Below are 1,001 nucleotides of genomic sequence, written 5' to 3'. Positions count from 1 at the left end.
GGGGCGAGCGTCATTTGAGCAGTTTGTAGAGCGTGTTCAGATTTCGGGTTGTGGTGAAGGCCTTGAAGTTCGGTTTTCCGGTGTTCCTGCCGAACGCGCTCTTGACGGTCTGCCCCTTCTCGACCTCCCAGTACAGGACTCCGTCGCCGGCCACCACGCGTTCGACCGAGGCATCGAGTTGCGCTGCCGCAGCGCTCAATTCCTCGTGGATTTCAGGCTCGGAGGCAACCATCGCGTAAGCATGCCAACCCTCGCGTTCGCGCTCGAACGGGTAGTTGTCCACGATCGCTTGCAGTGTCGGAATGTCGAGGACGAATACCCAAGCCTCGTAGCCGAACTCGCGGGCAAGGGCGGATTCGATCTGTTTCTTCAACGACGGGATGTCGGTGCTCGGACTGTCGAACAGAACGTTGCCGGAGGCCAGGACGGTTTTCACCCCTTGGAATCCGAGGTCACCGAAGACTCTCGCCAGGTCCGCCATCTTGATGTTGATGCCGCCCACGTTGATACCGCGTAGCAGGGCCACGTACCGAGTCATAAGGTGACCATAGTGCCGACCACCGACAGGCGCCCGGTAGCATACGGGGGCGGACGAGTTGGCCGGGCGGCCGCGGCTTCTGGAACCAGCGTGTACCACGCACAGGCCTGGGGCCGAGGAAAGTCCGGACTCCACAGAGCAGGGCGGTTGTTAACGGCAACCCGAGGCAACTCGCGGGACAGTGCCACAGAAAACAGACCGCCTGCCTTTCGAGGCAGGTAAGGGTGAAACGGTGCGGTAAGAGCGCACCAGCACCTCGGGTGACCGGGGTGGCTAGGTAAACCCCGCCCGGAGCAAGGTTGAAGGTCGCATCGCTCGCGGTGCGGCTGCGCAGGTGTTCGAGGGCTGCTCGCCCGAGCCTGCGGGTGAACCGCTCGAGGCACCCGGCGACGGTGTGCCCAGATGGATGGTCGCCACTCGGCACTTCGGTGCCGCAGGACAGGATCCGGCTTACACGCCGACT

General features: G+C 63.0%; 1 protein-coding gene and 1 other RNA gene. One reads left to right on the top strand and one right to left on the bottom strand.

Annotated features, from left to right (window positions below; genetic code table 11):
- Positions 1 to 10: 10 nt before the first annotated feature.
- A complete protein-coding gene (locus ABT116_RS50785) occupies positions 11 to 526 on the bottom strand; it encodes a DUF1697 domain-containing protein (protein WP_351648763.1) in 516 nt (171 codons plus the stop codon).
- A 66-nt stretch (positions 527 to 592) separates the two neighbouring features.
- On the opposite strand from ABT116_RS50785, the gene rnpB reads away from it, so the two are divergent.
- An RNA gene (gene rnpB / locus ABT116_RS50780) (RNase P RNA component class A) lies at positions 593 to 1,001 on the top strand; the annotation flags it as partial.

Source organism: Streptomyces sp. NPDC002130 (genome assembly GCF_040296465.1).
Taxonomy (GTDB): Bacteria; Actinomycetota; Actinomycetes; order Streptomycetales; family Streptomycetaceae; genus Streptomyces.
This window is presented reverse-complemented; position numbering and strand designations above follow the sequence as displayed.